The following is an 18,926-nucleotide window of genomic DNA, read 5'->3' on the forward strand; positions in this document are numbered from 1 at the left end:
GGCGACCTGGTGGTGCGGCGCGGCGACCCGGTCGCGGAGGCCGCTCGCCTCGCCCGCGAGGCGGACGCGACCGAACTCTTCCTGGCCGACGAGCGGTCGGCCTACGCCCGCCGCCGCCGCGCGGGCCTCGAAGAACTCGACCTCAACGTGACCGCCCTTCCGGGCATCACCGTGGTGCCGCCCGGGGACCTCATCCCGGCCAGCGGCGACCACTACCGGGTGTTCACCCCCTACTGGCGGGCGTGGGAGGCGACCCGGTGGCGTCCGGCCGCCGCCACGCCCCGCGCCGTCCACCTGCCGCCCGGCATGACGCCCGGCCCCCTGCCGGAACTCACCTCGCTGACGTCCGGCGAGCCGTCCCCCGATCTGGCCGAAGGCGGCGAAACGGCGGGACGGCGGCGTCTGGAGCAGTGGCTCAAGAACGACGCGGCGGACTACGACCGGATGCACGACGACCTGGCCGCCGACCGCACGTCCCGGCTGAGCCCGTACCTGAAGTTCGGCTGCGTCTCACCGCGGGAGGCCGCCGAGGCCGGCCCGAGCGGCTTCCGCCGCCAGCTCGCCTGGCGCGACTTCCACCACCAGGTCGCCGCCGCCTTCCCCGCCCTGCCCCGCGCGGACTACCGCCCGCGCGGCCACCGCTGGAACCGCGACGAGGACGCCCTCGCCGCCTGGCGTGAGGGCATGACCGGAATCCCGATCGTGGACGCGGGCCTGCGCCAGCTGCACCGGGAGGGCTTCATGCACAACCGCGCCCGCCTGGTCACCGCGTCCTTCCTGACCCGCGACCTCGGCATCGACTGGCGGCGCGGCCTGCGCCACTTCAACGACTGGCTCGCCGACGGCGACATCGCCGACAACGCCGGGAACTGGCAGTGGGTCGCCGGCACCGGCAACAGCACCCGTCCGGGCCAGGCCATGAACCCCCTGCGCCAGGCGACCCGGTTCGACCCGTCCGGCGACTACGTCCGCCGCTACGTCCCCGAACTCGCCGACCTGGAGGGCCGGTCCGTCCACCGCCCCTGGACCCTCCCCGCCGCCCGCCGCCGCACCCTCGACTACCCCCCACCCATCACCGACCTCGACTGATCCCTCGTGGCAGGTGCGCTTGCTCTGGCCTGAATCTCGGTCGGACGCGATGGGCATGTGGGAAACCGTCCGAACCGAGGCGAGTCACCGAGAGTCCGATATCGAGAGCCCGAAAAATCTGACAAAATCTAGACACTTGTTGATTTTTGGCGCGTCGGCTGTTCTGTGCCTCCTACTGTAGCTGTCGAGTTCCAAGGCGGCAGAGGAGAAGGATGTCTTCGGAGAGAGAAATCAAGATCGACCTTGCTCTGACCGATGAGGGCGGGAAGTGGGTCGATGTCACTCCGAACGGGATTTCCATCGGGGTCATTACGCTTCGCGGCTGGGAGATCCATCGAGTACGCGCGTCGGAGGCCGTTCTAGGCGGGCACGATGCCTACCTCGCCAAGGTCAATTATGAATTGGATCTCGGCATCGATCCCATTCCCATGAATTGGTTCGAGATCGGGTTCGCGTTCAGCGTGGAGGACGGCGCCATCCCGGCCGTTGTTGTGGACGCTCTGCCGCGCAATATCGGCCCGGCCGAAGAGAGCGCCTACTCACTGAACCGTCGGCTGCATTTCGTGTGCCACACGCCCGGGATGCAGCCGGACGTCGCCGTTCCCGCGACGTCCTACCAAGTCGATGTCTTCGGTGTCGGTGGGAACCAGCCACGTTGGCGGAGCCTGGCCGCACGCGGAGAGAACGTCCGCTCCGGCTCGCATGTGGCCTGGGTGTCGTTGTTCGTTCCCCGCGGGAGCACGGAGCTGACGACCGCGTGCTCGGTCCGGTACTCGCTTCCCCCCGGAGAGATCATCGGTTCGGTGCCGCGCCAGGAAGTGGAGACGTTCACACTGGCCTTGAAGGGCGGGACCGCGTCCGTCGTGGAACCGGCCCCGACCGTGGACACCGGTCCCAGTGGCCGGACTCCGGGTCCGCGGGTCTTCATCTCGTACGCGCACGACACCGTGTGGCATGAGGAGCAGGTCATCGAACTTGCCAACCTGCTCGCCCGCTGCGGGGTCGACGTTCATATGGACAAGTTGACCGACGGTCGTCGCCGGAACTGGTCCTTCTGGGGGGAAGGTGAGATCAAGAGTGCGGACTTCACCATGGTGATCGCCTCGCCTCGGTGCAAGCTCGTCGGAGAAGGCAAGGCCGCCAGTGACGAGAACCGGGGTCTGCGCGCTGAACTGAACCTCATCCGCGAATTGCTCTCGCAGGACGAAGAGAAGTGGCTGCCAAGAATCCTTCCGGTCGTTCTTCCGGGGGAGCAGGTCGAAAATATCCCCGACTTCCTTCAGCCACGTAACTGCTGCCATTATCGCATCGATAACTTCACCGAGGAAGAGGTTGGGTCTCTGCTGCGTGCGATGGGGATAACGGAATCCGGAGAATGGCCCTCTCGTTCGCGCTGAAGGCGGGGCCGAAGGTGACCATGGTCCTCGGCACGCCGCGACCGATGGGGACTGCATGTGCGCCGAGAACCGGTAACTCATCCTGAATCAGTGCGGGGCTGGTCGTGGGCGTACGTCCACGACCAGCACTGTTACGGCCAACCCTGATCGGCCGAATCGCTTCTTACAGCACTCGGCCGTTGAGCGGGACACTTCAGCCGAGCCCGTTGCCGTCCTCCGTTTGTCCGGCCGCTCGGTGGTCGGGATGATCCTTGTCGGCTGAAACGGCCAAGTGGAGGGGGACGGGCAACGTGGTGCGGTCGTCCCAGGAGATGCTTTGCTCGCACAGCCGTGCGGTGAGCGTTGCGAGCTGGTTCGCCCGCCATGATCCTGGCTCCACGATCACGATCTCCTTCCCCGTGTAGGAATGCCAGGGCTTGCCCAGTTCAGCGCGCCCGTACCCGTCGTCGGTCAGCGTCCACCGGGTCGCCCGCGCGCCTTGGCTTCCGCCCTTGGCCCTGAACAGTACGGACGCGCCGGGGAAGAGCCAGGACGGCACTTTCGCTTCCGGCAGCCGGTAGACCGACTTGCCGGGCGCGTTAGGTTGGTCGGGGTCGCTCACCTGGCGCCCCTCCGTGCGGTTGACGGGTCGTCCGATCTCCTCGACGGCGGTGTGCAGCCTGACGACGGCCACATCCTCGCCCCTGGCACGTAGGTCATCCCCCGGAAGGGGACCTTCACCCAGCGAGGAGTTGTGAAGGCCGGGCCAGATCCCCCGAGTCGGCGGGGCGTCCACGAAAAGCACCATCGGAGTACCCGACCGGTCCCCCGCCACCAGCGCGCACAGCCGCGACTCGATCTCTTCGCGAGTGCGGACAGCTTTCTCCCGAGTGCGGCCGAGGCGCGCGGCGCCGATGGCTCCGGCGTTGAAATCTGCGATTCCTTCCGCAGCGCGGACCCACGCCCCGCGCCGCTCGCTGTAGACGAGCATCCTGCACTCGTCCAAGCTCCCGGGCACCAGGTCGATCGCCGACATGACCAGCACTAGCAGGGGCTCGCCGTCGCCGGTCTGCTGCCGGCGTGCGTGCACACCGACGAGCAGCGTACGGCGGCTTAGAGGGTTCGGCTTCCGGGCATCGGTGAGCGCGGCCGGCATCCGGTCGTCGAGGATCCCAGCGGCCCGCAGTAGGTCACGGAGCGCGGCGCGGGCCGCATGCTGCTTCTCGCTCCGGGCGCGTGGCACCGCTCCGTCCGGGAGCACGGTGGGTTCGGTGGCGAGGAACTGAACCGGAATACCCAGGTGGCCGAAGAGGCGGCGCAGGTGCGGCTTGGCGTCGGAGAGCGGACGCTCCATCGCGGGGTGGAACTCGGTCTCCGCCCACACGGCGATCAGCTGACCGTCGGTCGCTGGGGAGGCGAGGTCGCCGGTGAGGTCGCCGAGGTGCGCCGTTCTGTTCAGCGTGTGGTGGGAAAGCAGTTCGGGACAAGGCCGGGCGACGACGGTGAGCCGGTCGTTGACCGGAACCGGCGGTCCCTCCGGACGGGGGGCGACCGGGTGTCCGGCGAGAAGGCTCAGTTGCTCCAGCATTCGCTCCCTGGCCTCTGCGGTCGAGTAGAGGCAGACGAGCTTCACGTTGCGGTACCCGCTCGGGCCGACTCCGGCCGCGGGTAGGCCGTCCGGCTGGTATTTCTCGACGCGGTCGGGCAGCTTGACGGTCTTGTCCACCTCGTAGGTGAGCGGGATGAGCATGGGCAGCGTCCGTGTGACGTGTTTGTGCAGGAAGAGCATGAACCTCGGCCCGAGGCCGCTGCCGAGCGACTGGAACTGCGTGCTCGCGAACTGCGGCCGGACGTCCTCCGGGACGGCGGGCAGGAGCGGGGGCAGGTCGATCGGTTTGAGGCTGCACGCTTCGAGGATCGTCGCGATGGCGCCGTCGAGGCGGTTCGAGTGATCGCCCTCGTTTCCGTCAGGGACGCGGAATACGGGAAGTCGAAGGACCGGCTCGCCCACTCCGCCGCGATCGATCCAGACGTTCCGAGTCTTCTTCCCGTACCAGTGTTGGGAGAGCCGCGACAGGTGGGCGTCGAAGCACAGCACCGGGTCCTCCACCCCCGCGCGGGTGACCAACCGGGCCGTGATTCTGGCCATCCCGTAGGAGGCGGATCGGCGCCCGCTCCGCACGATGAGGTCGTCCTGATCCCACACGAGCAGCGCGCCGTCCGTGTCGATCCGCAGTGTCAGCCCCCGGCCGCCGTCGATGCGGAGCGGCTCGCCCGCCAGCCGCCGCATGACCTGCCATGCGGCGGTCTCATAGACCCAGTGGGGAGCCAAGGGCACGCGTCCGGGGCGGAACCGGATGAAGTCGGCGTACGAACGGGCGGGTTCCGGCTCGGGGATCACCTCGGCGAGCCGGGACGGCCCCTGCCCGCTCCGGATATGCCGCTCCCATGCCCGCGTCGCGATCCGCAGCCGGTGGTCGAGTCGCCCCGCGGTCAGCAGCAGTCTCCGGCTCCCGGACTGGATCTCGCGCTCGGACAGGTCGGTCCACTCGAACATGCGGACAGGCTCGCCGGTGGCCGCGACGATTCCGCGCGTCAGAGCGCTGTACCGGGGCCCACGCCGTCCCCCCGCGGTCGGCAGCGTCTGCCAGGCGGCTTCGAAGTCCTCCGTCAACGGATAGGCGGTTACGGTCCCGAGGACCTCGTCGAGTAGTTCGCGGGGGATGCGGTAGGCGAGTGTGATCAGCATTCGATCCCTCCGTTGTCCTCGTCTCCGGCGTAGTCGAAGAACGCCTGGAGCGTCGTGCCGTAGTAGGCCGTCATGCGGTCGAGCACACCGGCCGACCGCCATTTCTCCTGGAGGCCGCGGATCGATCGCGGCATGTTCGTTCCCGAGTCCTCATCGAGCATCGCGCCATCCACCAGGTGCAGGACGGCGTCGGTGCCACCGCGGCGGGCGCGGCCGATGAGCTGGAAGGCGCCGTTCAGGGTCTCGGCGACCACGGCGCTCCTGACCGCCTCATGCTGGGCCTGGAAGTACGGCGGGCGGCGGATGATGTCGCCCAGCCGCTCGTCGGCGGCCCGGCGTCGGGCATCGAGGAGTGCCGGCGGGTCGGCGGACGGGCCGGGATGCGCGTCGTGCGCCGCCGCCTGGACGTGGGCGACCAACTCGGCGGGCTCGTCCAGCAGGGGTATCGGCCGGACGATCAGCCACACCGAGCCGAGCGCCGACCGGTTCCCCTCTCCGATGATGTTGACGCCGCGTTGGACCCGGGCGAGGGGTGCGATGAGGATGTCCGGGGAGCCTGCCAGTTCCGGAAACTCCTCCAGCCGGTCGGCCCCGAGCTCATACCAGCGATCGGTGTTCTTCGTGATGCGGGCATTGGCTTCCTGCGGGCGGACGGCGAGGCAGATGCGCGCGGGATCGACGCCGGCACGGACCAGTCCTTCCGCCACATGCCGGGCGCCGGCGTAGGACGTGGTCGCGAGCAACACCCGTGCCCGGTCCCTGTCCTCCCGCCGCAGCCGCTTCAACTCATTGTCCAGGGCGGCACTCCACAGCCGCTCCGCTATCCGCCGGGTCGCCTCGGCGCGGGCGGCGCCGTCCAGGCCGGAGACACGCAGCAGATTGCCCAGATCGTCGTGGATCGGAACGCCGACGACTTTCACCGACTTCGGATTGTTGTCGCGCACGTACCATTCAGGATCCGTGTGGACGTGGTGATGCGGAGCGCCCGGGAAGTAGGCGGTGGCGGAGAGGCCGAGCACGATGCGGCGGGTGTCCGCCTGGGCGAGCGCGGTCGTGTCGCCGAGGCAGCGGACGTAGGTGTGGGGATCGCCGCCGAACGCGGCGGTACTCAGCCTGGCGGGCTGGTCGCCGGTATCGTCGTAGTACTCGGTGAACGCGAACGACAGGGCTCCGAGCGGGCCGGTTGGAGTGACCCTCCAGCGGCCGTAGGCGCCGAGGGCGTCCGCGATCTCCTGCGCGGACTCGACACCGATCTCCACCAGTTGCGCGTTGTTCGCCATCAGCCGGTGGAGGTCCCGGGCGATGGGCTCGAGGATGGCCCGGCGCAGCATCCGGTTGACGGCCTTCGTCCGCTCATGGGCCGGAAGAGCTTGGAACAGAGCCCCGATGGCGAGCCGCGCCTCCCCGATGGCCGCGCCGCCGGTTCCGTTCGCCACCACGGCGGCAAGATGACGGCGCGCCTCGGCGAATCCCGCGGGCTCTCCGGCCAAGGCGGGACCGCCGCCCTGGAACAGTGACCGGAACATTCGGAGCTCCGGCCAGGTCGCCTTCACTTTTGGATTGCCGCCGAATAGGCGGACGGTCAGCCAGTGGTCCCAGCGGCGCGGGATGATCCACTGCCGTCCCGGACCGCGAGGCCGCCGCCCCTTCGCCGGCGGCGCGGCGCTGATCCGCTGGTAGGTGAGGTGGCTGACGTAGGTCTCGGAGAGGTAGCGCAACCCGAAGTAGGCGTCGCGCACGTTGGCGTCGACGTCGCTGTGCAGTCTCCCCGACGCCTCTCCGAAGTCGGAGTCGAACCGGCGCATGGGCGTGTTCGTTCGGCCCGCGTGGTCGAGCACCAGGCCGCGCCCCGCTTCCTCGATCGCGGAACGCTGGAATACGTCGACCTCGTCGATGACGACGACCTGGCAGCGCCGTAGCACCAGTTCCTCGACGGAGATACGGTCGTCAGGGCCGGACCCGCTCTCCACCGGCGCCTGCAGCACGCCCGCCATCAGGTTCTTGTGGGAGGTCACGATGATGTCGGCAGAGCAGGCCGCCCGGACGGTGCGGAACCGGCCGCAGGTCGTCCGCCACGGGCACGCGACCCGTTCGTCCCGGCGTCCCCGGCTGCCCGGCTTCCGCAGGCCGGCGCACGGCTCCCGTCCCGGGATCCACGTCTCCGAACCGTCTTCGGCCGTTGCCGCCGCCGCCAGCGCGCAGCCGTAGCCGAAGCGGCGCCAGATCCAGTCCGCGTCGGGACCGCCCTTTCCGGGCGGCGCGACCCGCGCGGCCGCCGTTTCCGCCACCTCGAACATCGCGCGGGGCGAAACCAGCGGCAGGACTTCGGGCGCACCGTCCGGCAGGATGATGCCCAGCGCGCGCTCGATCTGGTGGGCGACCCGCACGACCTCGGCATTGGTGGGAAGTGCGAAGGCCACGCTCACGCCATGCCGAGCAGCCCAGCAGGCGAAGCTCTCCACGAGCACGACGGATTTCCCGAATCCCGTGTAGGCCAGCAGCTCGCGCAACGAACCGGCGGTGAGGAGGAGTCCCTTCACCGAAGTGCCGTTCGAGGCACAGATCTCTTTCGCGAAGCGCCGGACGCACTCCTGCCGGTACGCCTTGCCGCCGAGGCCGTCGTCAAGCCGGCCCGCGATTTCTTCCAGTTCCGAGAACGCCACCCACAGGTCGTGAGCCGGCGGAGCGGTCTCGATGCTGGGCAGCGAGCGGGGCGGCTCGGCATGGTGTGACCGGATCTCGAACCGCAGCTCGGTGAAGCCGGAATCCGCTGGGGAGTGGAACCGGGCCGTGGCCGTGTGCAAGCCCGTTTCCGCGGCCCGCAGATCGCGCGGTCGTTCGACATGCAGTCTGTCGAGTTCGTCCAGCAGTTGGTCGATGAAGCGGCGCAGTTCTTCGGGAGGTCCGGCGAGAACGCGGCCGTCCTCCTTGAAGAATTCGGCTGGGGCGCAGCCCGGGATCTCGCCGTCGATGAGGCACCGGTCCAGCAGCGGGCCCACCGCCTGCGGGTTCGCCATCGAGTTGGACCGGCGGCGCAGGAGCCGTGTGAACCGGCGCGCGTCCTCGTCGGACAGGTCGGCCCAACCCGGCCAGTCAGCGATGTGACCGTCGAGGACGAACAGCACGTCGTCCCGGGTCGTGACGGCCACGCCGTCCTCCTCGTCGACCGCGAAGTGCAGCGCGGCCAGCCTGATCGCCGTGCCGAGCAACCTGGGCGCGACCTTCAACGCCGGCTCTCCTTTCGTCTCTCGTCTTGCGTGATCCGCCTGACCCGCTGGACCAGCTTCTGTTCCGTGTCGATCGTGAGTCCTGGCAAGGCCGTGCGGATTGTTTCGGCCTGATGCTCATGGGTTCTTGGTAACAACACCCGCACCCGACCGCTCGGCGGGCGGTCCCGCAGGGCAGCGATCAACCGGTGCGGCGACCGGTACTCCTTGACGTCGAACCGAAGTTCCTCGCCGCGCACGCGCACGCGCAGGTCATAGGCGTCCATCTGTGGCCACAGTTCGACATCGGCACCGAGCTTCCCCAGCGATTCGGCGATTCTCAGTTCGCTCGCGCCGGGGACCACGACAAACCGCCAGACGGCCTGCGCGACGCACACCGATCCCTCGGCGGGAAGGGCTTCCGGCGTTGCCGTCACCCGCCCCTCGTCGATTCGGGCCAGCTCGGGTTGTTCCAGGCCGCTCCGCTGGTCAACGCAGTACAGGACGGAATGTGGTTGGTAACCACATCGAACCTGTTCCCCCGTCACCACCATCGGCCAGCGGCAGTCGGGGCACGGCCACCACCACGCACCGCCGTCCGGCGTCCGGAACACCGCCTGCCACGGGATCGCCTGGTATCCCTCGGGCGGCAACCGGGCGCCGGACTCGGCGACCATCTCCCGCAGTTTCCCCCACAAGCCGGCCGGGTGCTCGATCAGGAACCGCCGGGACGCCACGTAGAGGCGCTGGTCGTTCGGACCGGCCATCGCGGCGAACGTGCGCGTCCTGATCCGGTCGGCGTTCATCCGCGTCCAGGACGGCAGCCAGCCGTTCGTGTTCGCGTCGGAGTCCAGCGGAACGACGTGCTCGCAGGCCAGGTCATGCGCCGCGGCCGACAACCGGTCGCGGCCTTCCTCATCGGGCGCGAGCAAGACCACCTCGCGGAGCGCGCCGTAGGCGGCGTCATCCGCGTCGGTGAAGATCGGCAGCTCACCGAGCGGCCGACGCAGCGCGTCCACCAGGGCGAGGGGAGTGACCGGCCCACTCCCCGGCCCGTGCGCTTCCATCACGAAGCCGGTCATTCGCGCGACCTCGCCCATGGCCTCCGGGCGCTCCCGCCGCGCCGCCCAGGCGTGCGCCGCTCTGAGCATGGCCGTCACCGCCCTGCGGCGGCGCTCTCCCAGGTCGTCGGCCGGTGGCGCGACCAGCCCGCTCATGCCCGTGCCTCCGCCACGGCATCGGGACACCACCGATTGAAACCGCAGCTACCGCATGTCTTGCTGTCGGGACTCGCAGCGGGGGTCTCGTCGGCATGCCAGCCGACCACCGCGGATCTGACGACCTCTCGTGCCGCCTGGACGAGTTCGGGGTCGGCGACGTCGAACTCGGTCAGCACAGGGCCGGAGGCGGTCAGCCGCTCCAGCTCCACGTGGCAGCCTCCCTGTCCGCCGGGCAGCACTCCTTCGGCAGAAAGCAGTATCGCTAGTGCGATCTGCTTGTAGTTTTCGAGCAGGTTTCCCTCGTACACGTACTTGCTGGTCTTCGTCTCGCGGTATCGCCAGCGCCTGCCGACTCGATAGAGCAGGTCGATCCTGGCGATGACCACGACGTCGGCGGACGGATCGTGAACGACGACGTGCTGTTCCGGATGGAACTCGGCGTCCTCTCCGGCGTGCCGGGCGGGGCAGACGAACGAGTGGTCCGCCAGCATCTGGAGCCGCAGCCTCGCCTCCTCCCTTCCGACGAGATCGGCCGTGGACGCCGCGAGGGACTCGGTCACGACCTCGTCGGTCCCGCACACCCGCAGAGGCGACCGGCGATGCCTGGCCTCGATCTCGTCATGCACGACCCGTCCACGTGTAGTGCTTTCGTTCTCCTCCCGCGCGATGTCACGGGGAAGGTTGAGCTCGTGGAGATAGGAGGTCAGGGCACACGTGTTGTACCGCCGAGCCGTGGTGACTGACCAGGTTCGGCGGGGGCGGGCGTCATCGTCGACACCCAACAGCCCCGGTACGGACGGAACTGCCGGGCAGGTGTCGACCAGCGGGCACTTTCCGCAGTCGAAACCGGGCCGCAACTCCTCGCCCGCCGCCACCTCCTGGAGACGCCCCCGCGCGTGTCCTTCGTAGGCCGCGAGCGCCTCCTCCGGCGTACCGTCGAACAGGACGTTGCCGGAGCCGTCCGCGCAACCGATCTCCACGATCCGCACGCGCTCTGGTCTCGTGGACCTCCCGATGTGCAGCCGGGGCGCCCAACGGTCGCTGTACACCGGTCCGCCGGTGGCCAGCACGGCAGCGGCCATCGCGATCTCGGCCTCGTCGCGGGGACGGCCTCCGACCTCGCGGAACCGGACGATGCGCAATTCACGCACCTCGTTGTTGGAGTAGCGCCGGCCGTACACGATCTCTTCGCGTGACCCGGTCGGCCCCTCGGCCGGCTGCTCCGGACGCCTCGCCCACAGGCGGGACACCGGCTCAAGCGCGAGTCCGTCGTGCAGCCGGGCGGCCGCTTCGAGATATCGCCGCACGGCGTGCTCGGTCCAGCGGGCCAGGGCCGGGTGCGCGCCGCGGCCTTCACCGCCGCGCCATCTCTCCAGCGCGGCATCGACGTCGTAACCGTCGAATTCGTGCAGGTCGAGTACCTTGTCGAGCGGTCCGAGCCCGAAGGTCTCCCAGATCCGTCTCTTCGGCCGGCGGCCGTTCGTCCTGCTCCGGGCGGGTAGCGCTTTCAGGGCGCGATAGCGGGGACAGCCGCCGGTGGACCGGGCCAGCGTTGACGGAGAGAAACGCAAGGGCGTATCGATCACCAGACCACTCCTTTCTTGCTTAAGCGGAGACGCAAGTCACGAAACCTGTTCTGTGTGCGCCTCACGCGTGCTAATTTCCGTTGCCGCGTCACTCTCAGGACGGTCGGGAAGAGCGAGGGAAGTGGGCATGACAAGGCTCCATGGGGTCTTCGCAGGCGTGAACACGTATGAACGCGGGAGCGGTTTTCGAGATCTGAGCTTCGCTGTCAGAGACGCGATGGCGCTGCAGGCACTGTTCGAGGACAATGTCGACGGTGAGACAAATCTAGCGCTTGATCATGATGTCACCAAGAAGAATTTCCTGACAGAAATCAGACATGTTGCGAACCAGTGCGGACCTGATGACCTCGCGGTGATCACCTTCTCGGGGCACGGGACTGTGGACGGCGAACTGGTGATGCACGACTCAGTTCCGGATAAACTGCACGAAACTGGTCTGCCGTTGAGGGAACTGCTGGAAGCCGTGGAGCAGATCCGCGCCCGCCAGGTCATCGTCGTGCTGGACTGCTGTTTCGTCGGCGGATTCGTGGAGGGTGGCCCGGCCTGGTACCCGGCCAAGACGGCGGGCCCGAGCACAAGCGAACACGCCCGGCGGGGAAGCGCGCTGACACCTGAGCACCTGGTTGACAAGTTCAGCGGAAAGGGACGGGTGGTCATCGCGGCCTCCGGCGAGGGGCAGATCGCCTACGAGGACAAGTGGCTTCGGCACGGAGTCCTCACCCATCACCTGATCCAGGCACTCCTCGGCCGAGGCATCGACGTTCAGAACAACCGGATCTCGTTCATGACGCTCGTTGAGCACGTCATGCGAAAGGTTCACTCCAACCCCGGCACGATCCGCAAGCCCCGCCAGGAACCGGTGGTGGGGGCGGTGACCGGCCTGATGAGCATCGAGATGTTCACGGTCGGGAAGAAGTACGAGAGCGTCGCAGGTGACTTCCGACCTCCGACGGTCAAGCCGGACCCGTTGGCCTTGGCCGAACACGGAATCCCGGCGGCGGCGTGCGAGGCGTGGAAGCGCCGCGTCGGCAGACTGACCGACTTCCAGGTCGGAGTGATCGACCGCGGGGGAGTGCTCACCGGCGAGAGCGTGCTCGTCGGCGCGCCCACTTCGAGCGGGAAGACGCTGATCGGCGAGATCGCCGCTCTGAACGCGGTCGCCGCGGGGCGCCCGGCGGTCTTTCTGGTGCCGACGCGTGCACTCGCGGACGAGCTCTACGACCTTTTCGTCCGTGACTACTCGAGCCTCGGCATCACGATCCTGCGCGCCACCGGCGGCAGGCGCGAGGACGTGCCCCGGCTTCTCTCAGGGCGGTTCCAGCTGGCGGTCTGTACCTACGAGAAGTTCGTCGGTCTGCTCCAGGCGACGCCTGGCCTGCTCTCCAAGCTCGGCGTCCTCGTCCTCGACGAGATCCAGATGATCGGCGTCCCGGTCCGGGGCCCGAAGCTGGAGCTCCTGCTGACCCGGATTCGCGCCGGCAGGCGGGAAGGGCGGCCGGTGCCGCAGGTCATCGGCCTGTCCAGTGCGCCCGGCGCGGGCCGGACGCTCGCCGAGTGGGCCGGAATGACTCCTATGACTGGGGCCGAAAGGCTGACCCCGCTTCAGGAAGGCGTCGTCACCCCGGGGGGGCAGCATCGCCTGCGGGACCACGATGGCGCCGAACGGATCGAGGTCCTTGCGGGCTTTCAGCACGGAGGCGACGAGGAGGAGACCGCCCTCCACCTCGTCCAGCGGCTCGTAAGGGAGAACCAGCAGGTCATCGTGTTCCGAGCGCGGCGGTATCAGGCGTGGACGTTCGCGCAGAGACTCGCTCAGGTTCTTGGCCTGCCCCCGGCTCAGGCCGCGCTCGATGAGCTGCTCGGTGGCGACGACGGACGCGTCACCGAGCGGCTGCGCAACTGTCTGCGCCACGGTGTCGCCTTCCATGTCTCCGACCTGAGCGATGGCGAGCGGACCGTGGTGGAGCGCGCGTTCAGGCGACCCGCGAGCGAGGTTCGGGTGATTGTCGCGACGACGACCTTGGCGCAGGGGGTGAACCTGCCCGCGGACTGCGTGGTCGTCCACGAGCTCGAACACCCCTCCAGCTCCGACGCGCGGTACACGGTCTCCGAGTACAAGAACATGGCCGGACGAGCAGGCCGGACGGGACAGGTCGAGGAAGGGCGGGCCTTCATCATCGCGAGCAATGAGACCGATGCGGTACAGAAGTGGCGCGACTACGTCCAGGCCGCACCGCAGCCGTTGCGAACCGCCTTCCCCGTCAGCGGGGACGACCTGCGCACCACCATCCTCTCCCTTTTCACGGACGTCCCGGACGGCCGAGGCGGCTTTCGCAGCATCGACGTCGAGGAGACCCTGGCGTTGACACTCGCGTCCTATCAACATCGTCATGACCTCGCCGACGCCCAGCCCTTTCCCCCGGATGAGGTCGACCGCGCGCTCCGGTCTCTGAATGACGCGCGGTTGCTCCGAAGAGAGGGACAGGAGTACCGGCTGACTGGACTCGGCACCGTCGCGATGCGCAGTGGTCTGTCCATCACGTCCGTCACCGCCCTCGTTCGGGCACTTTCGGTCGTGGAACCAGGGGACATGAACCCGATCACCCTGATCTGCGCGGCTCAGCTGACCACGGAACTGTGTGACAACCGTTTCTCTGGTGGGTCCGTCAGCCGGGTCAAGGGCCCGCTCGTGTTCGGGCGGAAGCTGCAGGGACTCGGTGTGCCCGACCATGTCCTCGACCAGATGAGAGCGGCCGACGGAGGGACGGACACGTTCCTCTCCCGCGCCCGGCGGGCCGTGGCCTGCCACATGTGGAGCAGAGGAAGCCGACTCGTCAAGATCGAAGGCGCGATCTCCCTCCAGCAGCCGAAACAGTTCACCGATCCGGGGCCGGTGCGTCAGGCTGCGCGACGTGCGGCCGAGGTCGTGGAGGCCGCCCTGGAAATCGCGTTGGAGGTCAACGCGGGCGCTCTCGAACTCGGCGAGCTGCTGGAACTTCCGACACAGCTGGAGTTCGGTGTCCGCGCCGGGCTTGCGTCCGTCGCGCGGAACATGGAGGGCCCCGTCGAACGGCACGTGTTCCTCGACCTCGCCAACGCGAGGCTCACTACCGCCGCCGAGATCGTGAACGCGGACGATGACGTCCTGCTCGGGTGTGTGGGTGGCGACACAGGAGTGTTCGTTGCCGTCCGGAAGGCGGCGGAAGCCGCCATCGACGCCGATCGGGATGACGATCTCGACGGGCTGGTCGACTAGACCGCCGACGACGTGGACCAGCCTGTCGACCAGGCCAGACCGTACGAGCGCTGTGGGCTGAGATGGGCGAAGGAAGCGGCCGCGCGGCCGGTGGCGTCAAGGCGGACCGGGCAACGGGCGCGCCTCGGATCGCCCGCTTCCAGGGCGAGCTCGTCCTCGACGACCCAGACACGTTCCGGGACGGACGATCCGAAGTCGACCGTGAGGTCGAACCGGGCGCACCTGTGCTGCGGCGTGCAGACATAGAAGGGGAGGGGATGGGGGACGACGATCTTCAACGCCACCCCGTGCGCCTCCCCTCGGCCGAGCGGGTGCGGCAGGCCCACCCGCACGCGCGTCCGGGTGGCGGAGCATCGTTCGCGCGCTATCACGACGCCTCCCCGCAGTACCTCGATGGGGACACCGTCCGGATCGGCGGCCGGCTCGCCGACCGAGTAGGAGAAGCCGACTTCCCGCAGGCCGTCCTCCTGGCTGACGAGATCCCGTGCCTCCCGTATCTCGGTGGACGACGGACCGAGCCGGACGTGGGCGTCCAGCTGCCTGATAAGCCAAGATGGCTCCGCGCGGGGCAGGTTTTCGAGGGGCGAGACGGCGCAGGTCTGTTCCGCCACCTTCAGGAGCGTCGCGTCGAGGTGGCGTCTCACAGTGCGAGGATCGCAGCCTGTCTCCCGCCCCAATCGCGTGAGGCGGGCTTCCAGCCGTCTGTCACCGCTGCCGTCCAGAGCGAGGCCCACCGTGATGGCGCTCGCCTCCCTCGCCGACAGCGGTGCCAGGGCCTGGTGAAGGAACCACCTGACCTTCGTGCGCGTCGCCGTGGCGTCGTCGGCGTCGGTCACGCGGGCAGCCAGCCGCAACGATGGCCCGATCCGGAGGAGGGCCTTCGGGTCGTCCAGGCCGAAGCCCTTCCGCAGCGCTTTCAGTTCCGCGAGCAGCTCATTCACATCGTCCATGGGGCATCCCGGGCACCGCGTCTCCCAGCCAGATTGTGGAACGGATACGCGCCTCACCGAGCACGGCGGGCTTGAGTGTCCGATGGAGGGCGTCGGCACGGGACCAATGTTCGGCCGCCTCAGTGATCCGGCCGGTGACGGCCATGACGTTTCCGAGCCCGGTGGCCGCCCTCGCGGCCTCGTACCTGCTTCCGCATCGTGTGGCGAGCTCCGCGGCCCGCTCGTAGCCGGACAGCGCGGCGTCCAATTCTCCGGCCTGGAAATGCGCCCACGCCATGCAGTTCACCGACATCGCGACGTCGAGCGGAACGTTCAGCATCTCGAACTCTCGGCGCGCCTCCACCGCGTGGTTCACCGCCTCCTGGTAGTCACCGAGCTCGGTTTCGGCCAGCGCGATCGCGCGCAGCGTGATAGCCGCGTTCCGACGGTTTCCTCGGCCTTGGTAAGCGTGCCACGCGACGCGCAACTCCAGCAGCGCCTGCTCAAACTGACCGGTATAGAGCGACGTCCAGGCGATGTTGGACAGTGCGCTGGTCACACCGTGTTCGTCGCCTATCGTGCGGAACAGCTCCAGGGCCTGCTGGTACTGAGCGGCCGCGTCAGCCAGGTCGCCCCGGTCGGCGTGCGCGATTCCCAGGCTGTTGTGGGCGATCGCCGCTTCCCGTTCGGCACCGGCTGCACGAGCACAGTCCACCGCCGCCCGATGGGTGCTGATCCAGGGTTCCCAGAGTTTCGCCAGGAAGAAGTAGTCGCGCAGTGCGAACGACAACTGCCAACACAGGCTGTGCAGCCCTCGTGCGGCGGCCTCGTGGCACAGGTCCACGAGGACGGGCCACTCCGACTGGATCCACTCCAGGGCGCTCTCGCGGTCGGAGAACGCATCCTCGGGAACGTCGGTGGCCACGGAGACCCGGTGCCGCCGTGGATCGATGAGCCTGCCGGACGCCTCAGCCAGGCGCACCGACCGGTCGAGCAGCCGCAGCATCGCGGCCTTTCGCTCCCCGGTGTCGATCTCCGGCAGGATCTGGTCCAGAGCGAAGTACCGCAGCAGGTCGTGCATCACGACGCTGTCGAAACTCTCGTAAGCCACCAGGTGGGCGTCCGCCAGGCGGCCGAGGAGGCGGCGTGCGCGCGCGGGAGCGACGCCCGCGAGCGCGGCCGCGCTGTCGACGCGGATGCGCCGCGAAGGATGCAGTCCGAGCAGTCCGAACAACTGTCGCTCGTCCTCGCCGAGCGCCTCGCACGAGAGCGTGAGCGCCGCTGCGACGCTGCGCTCTCCGTCGTCCAGGAGATCCAGGCGCGCGCTCTCGTCGGCCAACGCGGCCGCGAAGTCCGCGATGCTCCACGTCGGCTCGGCTCGGAACCGCGCTGCCGCGATGTTGATCGCGAGCGGCAACCGTGCACAGTGTCCGACGATCCGATCGACTGCCACGTTCTGCCCTTCGGCACGGTCGCCGACCGCCGAACGGAAGAGCGCGCCCGCGTCAGCATGGGACAGAGCACCCACTCGGACGACGACGGCACTGTCGAGTGCATTGAGCCGGCTCCGGCTCGTGATGAGGACACGGCACCCGCGCTCCGCCGGCAGCAACGCCCTGACCTGCTCGGACGTTCCCACATCGTCGAAGATGAGCAGGACTCGCCGTCCCTGCAGAGCACTCTGGTAGATGCTCGCGAGCACCGCATCACCGGACGGGATCTCCTCTGCGGGCACCTTGAGCGCTGTGAGCAGGCTCCGTAGCGCCTCTGCCGGGGTCGGCGCGGTCGACTCAGGGGTATGGGCGCCGAAATCGAGGTACAGACAGCCATCCGGGAACAGATCCGCAGCGTCCCACCCGGCGCGAACGGCCAGAGTCGTCTTCCCCCCGCCCGGACCACCGACCAGGACACAGACGTTCGGGCCGCTGGCGCTCCGCACGAACTCACCGAGATCCGCCAGCTCCTCCCCACGTCCGACCAGACGCTCCCCGGCCGGCGGCAAACCGATGAGGCCGCTGCGTCGGGTCCTTCTCTGCGCGAGCGCCATCAGCTGCCCTTCCGCGCTGAGCACCTCGTCGAGACGGCGGGCGAGATCGGGCATGACTGTTCCCGACCCCGTCTCGATTCTGCTGAGCCAGCCCTTGGAACAGGGCGCGAGTTGTGCGAGCTCCCGTTGCGAGAGACCCGCATCCTCCCGTCGACGCCGCAACTCGGCGCCGAATGCGTGGACGATGTCCCCCATGCGGCAATGATGCCCATCCTCGGTCCTTGATCGTTGCGAAAACCGGCTGCCGGTCGGCGGAGACACTCCCGCCCGTCGGAACGCGAGGTTCGAAACCACCACCAGGTTCAACCCGCCACGAAGAGATGTGAGTGCACGGTGCCTTCCTTTGTCAGCCGAACCGGACGCTGACACGTTGACCCGGCGTGAGCCGGAGCGGAAGGCGTTTCCGGTTCCCGTTCACATAGGAAACCCGGAAACCCTCACTCACCAGCGGCTACTGCACTGGGATGCCCGAGGTCCGGCGGGCGGGTGGGGCAGGCGGGGCGACGCAGGACGGTGTTGTGTCTCGACACTCGCTGCGGGCTCTGTCGAGCACGCGGGGCGTCAGCGGGTGAGGGCGTGGTCGATCCAGTCGTCGGACTGGTCGAGGAGGAGGTGGCCGGCGCCGAGGATGCTGGCGTCGCGGCCGGAGCGGGACGTGCTGATCTCCAGGTTGCGGGTCGCCAGCGGGAGGCAGCGCTGGTAGATGGCGCCGCGGATGGTCGCGACGAGCGGCTCGGCGTTGGACAGGCTGCCGCCGATGACCAGGGCGTCGGGGTTGAAGAAGTTCACCAGGGCGGTGAGGACGTCCCCGATGAGGCGGCCGGCGTTGCGGACCGCGGCGGTGGCCTGCGGGACGCCGTCGGTGACCAGGTCGACGATCCGGGCGGGGGAGTCGGCGGTGATGCCCTGGGCGGCGAGGGCGGCGGTGAGGGCGGCGCCGCTGGCGTGCGCCTCCAGGCAGTCGGGGTGGCCGCAGGAGCAGTCGACGGTCGCCTCGGAGTGGATGCGGACGTGGCTGATGTCGCCCGCCGCGCCGCGGCCGCGGTGCAGGCGGCCGTCCACGATGACGCCGCAGCCGATGCCGCTGCCGAGCTTGATGACCATGATGTTGTCGAGGCCCGGCCAGGAGGCGCGGTGCTCGCCGACGGCCATCAGGTTCGCGTCGTTCTCCACCAGGACGGGGATGCCGGCGCGCTCGGCGGCGAACTCGCGGACGGGGAAGTCGTTCCAGCCGGGCATGCGCGAGGGGGAGACGACCTGGCCCGTCGCGGGGTCGACGGGGCCGGGCATCCCGATGGCGAGGCCGCGGACGGGCACCGCGCGCAGGCCGTGCTCGCCGGTGAGCGCGCGCAGGCCGTCGAGGACGGCCGTGAGGGTGGCCTCGGGGCCGACCGTCGTACACGTGAGCCCCTCCACCAAGTACACCGAGTACGACGCCTACGCGGCCGCCGCCGAGGAGGCCGCCGAG

At 68.9% G+C, this 18,926-nt stretch carries 10 protein-coding genes; 3 read left to right on the plus strand and 7 right to left on the minus strand.

What is annotated here, in order from left to right; translation table 11 throughout:
* The coding region (locus AB0J52_RS06100) for a cryptochrome/photolyase family protein (RefSeq protein ID WP_500180465.1) at positions 1–1,089 on the plus strand (1,089 nt) is incomplete at its 5' end.
* A gap of 212 nt (positions 1,090–1,301) precedes the next feature.
* Positions 1,302–2,486: an SEFIR domain-containing protein gene (locus tag AB0J52_RS06105; RefSeq protein ID WP_500180466.1), complete on the plus strand. Its 1,185-nt coding sequence runs from the start codon at positions 1,302–1,304 to the stop codon at positions 2,484–2,486.
* A gap of 193 nt (positions 2,487–2,679) precedes the next feature.
* On the opposite strand, the gene AB0J52_RS06110 is transcribed toward AB0J52_RS06105, so the two are convergent.
* Genes AB0J52_RS06110 through AB0J52_RS06125 form a run of 4 tightly spaced genes read right to left on the minus strand, consistent with a single transcriptional unit; the run spans position 2,680 to position 11,226 of the window.
* A complete protein-coding gene (locus tag AB0J52_RS06110; RefSeq protein ID WP_500180467.1) occupies positions 2,680–5,214 on the minus strand; it encodes an RNaseH domain-containing protein in 2,535 nt (844 codons plus the stop codon).
* Positions 5,208–8,441, minus strand: a complete 3,234-nt coding sequence (locus tag AB0J52_RS06115; RefSeq protein ID WP_500180468.1) for a hypothetical protein — start codon at positions 8,439–8,441, stop codon at positions 5,208–5,210. Before AB0J52_RS06115 ends, AB0J52_RS06110 begins: the two co-directional genes overlap by 7 nt.
* Positions 8,438–9,637, minus strand: a complete 1,200-nt coding sequence (locus AB0J52_RS06120) for a restriction endonuclease-related protein (RefSeq protein ID WP_500180469.1) — start codon at positions 9,635–9,637, stop codon at positions 8,438–8,440. Before AB0J52_RS06120 ends, AB0J52_RS06115 begins: the two co-directional genes overlap by 4 nt.
* Positions 9,634–11,226, minus strand: coding sequence for a PD-(D/E)XK nuclease family protein (locus AB0J52_RS06125; protein ID WP_500180470.1), 1,593 nt, complete (start codon positions 11,224–11,226; stop codon positions 9,634–9,636). Before AB0J52_RS06125 ends, AB0J52_RS06120 begins: the two co-directional genes overlap by 4 nt.
* 217 nt (positions 11,227–11,443) lie before the next feature.
* Here AB0J52_RS06125 and AB0J52_RS06130 point away from each other — a divergent pair, with 217 nt between their 5' ends.
* A complete protein-coding gene (locus tag AB0J52_RS06130; protein ID WP_500180471.1) occupies positions 11,444–14,482 on the plus strand; it encodes a DEAD/DEAH box helicase in 3,039 nt (1,012 codons plus the stop codon).
* Here AB0J52_RS06130 and AB0J52_RS06135 read toward each other — a convergent pair.
* The 3 genes from AB0J52_RS06135 to AB0J52_RS06145 all read right to left on the minus strand — a co-directional run bounded on the left by AB0J52_RS06135 (position 14,479) and on the right by AB0J52_RS06145 (position 18,874).
* Entirely contained in the window at positions 14,479–15,432 is a 954-nt protein-coding gene (locus AB0J52_RS06135; RefSeq protein ID WP_500180472.1) for a hypothetical protein, read from the minus strand. The genes AB0J52_RS06130 and AB0J52_RS06135 overlap by 4 nt on opposite strands.
* Positions 15,416–17,653 (minus strand): tetratricopeptide repeat protein, encoded by a 2,238-nt coding sequence (locus tag AB0J52_RS06140; protein WP_500180473.1) that lies wholly within the window; start codon positions 17,651–17,653, stop codon positions 15,416–15,418. Before AB0J52_RS06140 ends, AB0J52_RS06135 begins: the two co-directional genes overlap by 17 nt.
* Before the next feature lie 366 nt (positions 17,654–18,019).
* Positions 18,020–18,874, minus strand: coding sequence for an ROK family protein (locus tag AB0J52_RS06145; protein ID WP_500180474.1), 855 nt, complete (start codon positions 18,872–18,874; stop codon positions 18,020–18,022).
* Positions 18,875–18,926: the final 52 nt, after the last annotated feature.

It is taken from the genome of Spirillospora sp. NPDC049652 (assembly GCF_040675125.1).
Lineage (GTDB): Bacteria > Actinomycetota > Actinomycetes > Streptosporangiales > Streptosporangiaceae > Spirillospora.